This window comes from Flavobacterium sp. (genome assembly GCF_044361065.1).
Taxonomy (GTDB): domain Bacteria; phylum Bacteroidota; class Bacteroidia; order Flavobacteriales; family Flavobacteriaceae; genus Flavobacterium.
The window spans coordinates 1-6664 of record NZ_JBIKJI010000122.1 but is presented as its reverse complement, the minus strand read 5'-3'; the positions used below and the strand labels follow the sequence as shown (position 1 = coordinate 6664).

The following is a 6664-nucleotide window of genomic DNA, read 5'->3' as shown; positions in this document are numbered from 1 at the left end:
ATGTCGCTTTCTAAAGAAACACAACTAAAAAAAGATTTTCACCATTTAGAAGAAGTCATTAACCAAGGCATGCCAGTGGTGCTTTTTGACCGCGTAACAAATGATGTTTTTTGCGATAAAGTAATTATTGATGATCAATTGGCGGCTTATAATGCAACTGAATTTTTTATCACAAACAAATATAAAAATATTGCCCTAATAACTACTGTAGACTATGTAAGTGTAGGAAAACTTCGAACGGAAGGGTATTTAAAAGCATTGGCGAATTATGATGTATCAATTAATGATAAATTAATCATTAAAGTTGAAGACATAGACCATTGTCAGGATCAAATTATCGATTTAATTACTAACAACGAAATTGATGCTGTTTTTGCAGTGAATGAATTATTTGCCGTAACAGCCATTAAAGCGATTAATAAAATTGGTAAAAAAGTGCCAGATGATATTGCGGTTATAGGGTTTACGGATGGAATTATTTCTCAATTTTCAACGCCAACAATTACTACGGTGAGTCAGAACGGAATTAAAATGGGTCAAAAAGCGGCAAAAATGCTAATTGAACGTCTTGAAAAAGAAGAAGATGACGAACAATACACTACAGAAATTATAGAAACTGAATTAATTTTTAGAGAATCTACGACAACGTAATAGTTTGTATAACTATTTAAAAATCAACACATTAAAAATTAATTTTTACTATATTCACTATTTTTTGAGGCAAAATTTTTAGATTATTTAAAATAATTTACTTTAATTTGTGTCAATCAAAGCTTATATTTCACTTCAAAAATTAAGTATAGTTTTGATAAGCACATAAAAAACGCTTATCGTAGTATTAACAACTAATTACGATAAATGGAAAAGCGTAAGTTACAATTCTGGGAAATTTGGAACATGAGTTTCGGATTCTTAGGGATACAGTTTGGTTTTGCCTTACAAGGAGGCTTCATGTCAAGAATTTTTCAAACCCTTGGTGCCGAAGTAGACGACATTCCAGGTCTCTGGGTTGCCGCACCTTTAACTGGTTTGTTGGTGCAGCCAATTGTTGGATATTTATCTGACAATACTTGGAGTCCAAAATTCGGAAGAAGAAAACCATTTTTTCTTATTGGAGCCATTTTAGCTTCTATTACTTTATTTTTTATGCCACATTCTCCTGCATTATGGATTGCAGCAGGCTTGTTATGGGTTTTAGATTCTTCTATAAATATTAGTATGGAACCTTTCCGTGCTTTAGTAGCTGATAAACTACCCGAATCACAGCGTTCAAACGGATTTGTGATTCAAACGTTAATTATCGGAATTGGAACCTGGATTGCCAGTAACTTACCGTGGTTAGTTAATAAATTAGGCGTAACTAATGAAGCGAAAGCAGGTGTCATTCCACAATCAGTAATTGTAGCTTTTTCTGTTGGCGCATTTGTATTTTTTGCAAGTATTTTATATACTATATTTACTACAAAAGAAAATCCACCAGAAGATTTAAATCAATTTCTTACCGAAAAAAAAGAATCTCGCTTTATTCCAGATTTAATAATTAGTTTGAAAGAAATGCCTTCAACCATGAAAAAATTGGGATTAATTCAATTTTTTAGTTGGTTTGCATTTTTTACCATGTGGAGTTTGTCCACACCAGCACTAACAGAACATGTTTTTCACTCTCCAAAACCAGATGTAAAAGAATTTGCAAAATTGGACGATAAAGGGGCTGTTCTAAAAAACAACAAAGAAGAAGTTGTTTTTCTAAGCACATTAAAAGAGCAAGAATATCAAGCAAAAGATAAAGTATACAATAATGCCGCCGATTTAGTAGGTTCTGCAACTGGTGTATATGGATTGTCTTCAATGTTTTTTGCCTTGTTACTCACCTTTTATACGATGAAAAACAAAATAAATAGAAAATACATTCATATGGCCTCTTTGATTTTGGGTGGATTAGGATTTATTTATATGTTTTATGCTACACCAGAAACATTAATGTATTCGTTTATATTAATTGGTTTTTCTTGGGGAAGTATTTTGTCGATGCCTTATGCTATGTTGTCAAGTTCAGTCAATCCGAATAAAATGGGAATGATGATGGGTCTTTTCAATATGTTTATTGTAATTCCTCAAATTATTGCTGCACTTGGAGGAATCAATTATTTGTATAAATTAATTGGTGAAGCACACATTAATGCCATGCTTTTGGCTGGATTATTATTAATTATTGCAGGCTTATGTAATTTTTTTATTACAGATAAAAATGCAATTTCAGGTTAAACAAACAGAATGAACAAAAAAGCATTTATATTCGATTTAGACGGCGTAATAGTTGACACCGCCAAATTTCATTTTTTGGCATGGAAAAAATTAGCGGATAGTTTGAATATTAATTTTACACACGAAATCAACGAACAACTAAAAGGAGTAAGTCGCGTTCGTTCGTTAGAAATTATTTTATCTCAAGGAAATGTGCAAGCATCTCAAGAAGATAAAAACAATTGGTTGGTTCAAAAAAATGAAGACTATTTAGCATTTGTGCATCAAATGGACAAATCTGAAATTTTACCTCGTGTAGAAGAAGTACTTCAATTTTTAAAAACCAATAATCAATATGTTGTATTGGGTTCGGCAAGTAAAAATGCCCGACCAATTTTAAAAAAAGTGAACATTTTGCATTATTTTGATGCACTTGTTGACGGAAATGATGTAACCAATGCCAAACCCGATCCAGAAGTTTTTCTGCAAGGGGCAAACCAAGTTCAGGTAGCGTACAAAGACGCTATTGTTTTTGAAGATTCAGTAGCTGGTATTCAAGCGGCAAATGTAGCTGGAATGACCAGTGTAGGTATTGGTGAGAAAGAAGTATTACACGAATCGGATTTTTGTTTTAGAGATTTTACAGAAATGAGTAACGATTTTATAAAGCAATTAATTAACAAATAGATATTGTCAAATTGACTAATTGAAAATTGACAAATTAGAAAGAAAATGAATCAGGATTATATCGTACCAAATAATTGGTCAATCATAGAAGAAGGATTTGAAGCGGATAGAGTAAAATCTTCCGAAAGTTTATTTAGTATTGGAAATGGTGCTATGGGGCAACGTGCCAATTTTGAAGAGCATTACTCAGGTGATACGTTTCAAGGTAGTTACATTGCTGGCGTATATTATCCAGATAAAACAAAAGTAGGCTGGTGGAAAAATGGCTATCCTGAATATTTTGCTAAAGTATTAAATGCACCAAATTGGATTGGTATTAATATAGAAGTTAATGGAGAAAATTTAGACTTAGCAACTTGTAAATCAGTTTCAAACTTCAGACGTGAATTGAATATGAAAGAAGGTTGGTACCAACGTTCGTTTCAAGCAGTACTTCAAAATGATGTAGCTATTTCAGTTGATGTTACTCGTTTTTTATCTTTAGATATTGACGAATTAGGAGCTATAAAATACCAAGTTACACCAACTAATACCGATGCAAAAGTAGTTTTTAAACCGTATTTAGATGCTGGAATTGAAAATGAAGATACCAATTGGGAAGAAAAATTCTGGGAAACCTTAGAAATTAAAAACGAAGAAAATAGCGCATTTATTGTGGCTCGAACTTTAAAAACAAAGTTTACAGTTGCCACTTATATGCAAAATCAAATTATAGTAAATAACGAAATTACCGATGTAAAACCTGTTGAGGTAACAAAAGAAGCGTCAAAAATTATGTTTTCTTATGAATTGGCTGCCACACAAGGGCAAACAGTAAGTATACAAAAATTTGGTGGCTACACCATTTCTACCAATCATAAAGAAGAATACCTTATTTCTTCCGCAAAAAAAGTATTGCTTCAAGCGACTACTTTAGGTTATACTACTTTATTGGAAAATCAAAAATTGGCTTGGGCTAAAATTTGGGAAATGAGCGACATCACTATTGAAGGCGACACAAAAGCGCAACAAGGTATTCGTTTCAATATTTTTCAATTAAATCAAACCTATTTAGGTAAAGATTCACGACTAAACATAGGTCCAAAAGGCTTTACGGGTGAAAAATACGGCGGTTCAACCTATTGGGACACCGAAGCGTATTGCATCCCGTTTTATATGGCAACAAAAGATCAAAATGTGGCTCGCAGTTTATTAGAATACCGTTACAATCAATTGGATAAAGCCATCGAAAATGCTCAAAATAATTTAGGGTTTAAAAACGGTGCGGCACTCTATCCGATGGTAACTATGAATGGTGAAGAATGTCATAACGAATGGGAAATTACTTTTGAAGAAATTCACCGAAATGGCGCCATTGCATTTGCTATTTATAATTATTACCGTTTCACAGGTGATTACAGCTATATTCCTGAAAAAGGATTAGAAGTTTTAATCGGAATTGCTCGTTTTTGGCATCAAAGAGCTACTTTTTCAACAGACAAAAATCAATTTGTAATTTTAGGAGTAACAGGACCAAATGAATACGAAAATAACGTAAATAATAACTGGTATACCAATTATATCGCAAAATGGTGTATCAATTATACGTATGCTCAAATTGAAAAAGTAAAATTGGAATATTCTTCTGATTACGAAAGAATTATGAGAAAAGTAAACTTAAATGACGCCGAATTACAATCTTGGAAAAATACAGCAGACAATATGTATTTTCCTTTTTCGGAAGAACACGGCGTATTTTTACAACAAGATGGTTTCTTAGATAAAGAATTAGTAAAAGTTTCCGATTTAGACAAGTCACAACGACCAATTAACCAAAAATGGAGTTGGGACAGAATTTTACGTTCGCCATACATAAAACAAGCCGATACACTTCAAGGGTTTTATTTCTTTGAAGATGATTTTACCAAAGAACAATTAGAAAGACATTTCGATTTTTATGAACCATTTACAGTTCACGAAAGTTCACTTTCACCGTGTGTGCATTCTATTCAAGCAGCTGCTTTGGGGAGAATGGAGCAAGCATATACCTTTTATTTAAGAACCTCTCGTTTGGATTTAGATGATTATAATAAAGAAGTGCACGAAGGATTACACATTACATCTATGGCAGGAACTTGGATGAGTATTGTTGAAGGTTTTGGAGGAATGCGTGTAAAAAACAACCAATTGCATTTTGAACCAAGAATTCCAGAACAATGGAAAGGCTATTCGTTTAAAGTCAATTTTAGAAATGCCATCGTTAAAATAGAAGTAAACCATCAAGAAACCAAAGTTTCTGTTGAAGGAAATCAAGAAGTAGAAGTAATCATTAATGGCGCATCGCAATTAGTAAAAAATTAATAAAATGAAAAAAATTGTATCGTTTATCCTTGTTTTAACAGCTATTTTTGGGGCTTCTGCCCAAGAATTTCAATCGCCAAATGGTAATTTTAAAATGTCGTTTTCACTTGGAAATGACGGCACACCTATGTATCAGCTTTTTTTTAAAAACAAAGAAGTAATTAAAAAAAGTAAATTAGGTTTAGAATTACAAAAGGATAAAAAGTCGTTAGTAAACGATTTTAAAGTGATGGATACCAAAGAAAGCACGTTTAACGAAACGTGGAAAACAGTTTGGGGTGAAGAAACGCAAATTCAAAATCACTATAACGAATTAGCTGTAACATTAAAACAAAATGAAACCGACAGAGAAATCATTGTTCGTTTTCGTTTGTTCAATGAAGGTTTAGGTTTCCGATACGAGTTTCCTCAGCAAAAAAACTTGATTTATTTCGTAATTAAAGAAGAAAGAACCGAATTTGCTATGACTGGAAATCACACTGCATTTTGGATTCCAGGTGATTACGACACACAAGAATACGATTACACAGAGAGTAAATTATCTGAAATTAGAAGTTTATTTAGAGGTGCAGTTTCGGAAAATGCTTCACAAAAACAGTTTTCAGATACAGGCGTACAAACGTCTTTAATGATGAAAACAGCGGATGGATTGTATATCAACATTCACGAAGCGGCACTAATTAATTATTCGTGTATGCATTTGAATTTAAACGATAAAAACTTTGTATTTCAATCGCACTTAACGCCAGATGCAAAAGGAAACAAAGGTCATATTCAAGCACCAAGTGTTTCACCTTGGCGCACCATTATAGTTAGTAACGATGCCAGAGAAGTCTTAGCATCAAGAATGACGTTAAACTTAAACGAACCTTGTAAAATTAAAAACACCACTTGGATTAAACCTTTAAAATATGTTGGCGTTTGGTGGGAAATGATTACCGGTAAAAGCTCTTGGGCATATACAGATGATTTGCCTTCTATTCAACTTGGTGTAACAGATTATACTAAAGTAAAGCAAAGCGCCAAACACGCGGCAAATACCAAACACGTAAAAGAATATATCGATTTTGCAGCATTACACGGTTTTGATGCCGTTTTGGTAGAAGGCTGGAATGAAGGTTGGGAAGACTGGTTTGGTCATGAAAAAGATTATGTTTTTGATTTTATTTCGGCGTATCCAGATTTTGATGTAAAAGGAATTCACGAATATGCCAAATCAAAAGGAATTAAAATGATTATGCATCACGAAACGTCTGGCGCTACAAGAAATTACGAACGTCATTTAGATGTAGCGTATCAATTTATGAAAGACAATGGATACAACGCTGTAAAAAGTGGTTATGTTGGAAATATTTTGCCTTTAGGTGAGCACCATTATAGTCAATCTATCTTA

The 6664-nt window shown here is 33.0% G+C and carries 5 protein-coding genes; all 5 read left to right on the top strand.

What is annotated here, in order from left to right:
- The coding region (locus ACIQ11_RS07905) for a LacI family DNA-binding transcriptional regulator (protein ID WP_396154120.1) at positions 1-651 on the top strand (651 nt) is incomplete at its 5' end.
- A gap of 207 nt (positions 652-858) precedes the next feature.
- Complete coding sequence (locus ACIQ11_RS07900) at positions 859-2265, top strand: MFS transporter (RefSeq protein WP_396154119.1); 1407 nt, start codon at positions 859-861, stop codon at positions 2263-2265.
- 9 nt (positions 2266-2274) lie between these two features.
- On the top strand, positions 2275-2931 hold the full coding sequence (gene pgmB / locus ACIQ11_RS07895; protein WP_396154118.1) for a beta-phosphoglucomutase: 657 nt from the start codon (positions 2275-2277) through the stop codon (positions 2929-2931).
- Between the two features lie 45 nt (positions 2932-2976).
- Positions 2977-5271 carry a glycoside hydrolase family 65 protein gene (locus tag ACIQ11_RS07890; protein ID WP_396154117.1) on the top strand — a complete coding sequence of 765 codons (2295 nt, stop codon included), beginning with the start codon at positions 2977-2979 and terminating at the stop codon, positions 5269-5271.
- A 4-nt stretch (positions 5272-5275) separates the two neighbouring features.
- The coding region (locus ACIQ11_RS07885) for a glycoside hydrolase family 97 N-terminal domain-containing protein (RefSeq protein ID WP_396154116.1) at positions 5276-6664 on the top strand (1389 nt) is incomplete at its 3' end.

What these genes read in the sequence shown, in the direction of transcription:
- pgmB (WP_396154118.1), top strand. Translation starts at nt 2,275, where the DNA reads ATGAACAAAAAAGCATTTATATTCGATTTAGACGGCGTAATAGTTGAC.
- ACIQ11_RS07900 (WP_396154119.1), top strand. Translation starts at nt 859, where the DNA reads ATGGAAAAGCGTAAGTTACAATTCTGGGAAATTTGGAACATGAGTTTC.
- ACIQ11_RS07890 (WP_396154117.1), top strand. Translation starts at nt 2,977, where the DNA reads ATGAATCAGGATTATATCGTACCAAATAATTGGTCAATCATAGAAGAA.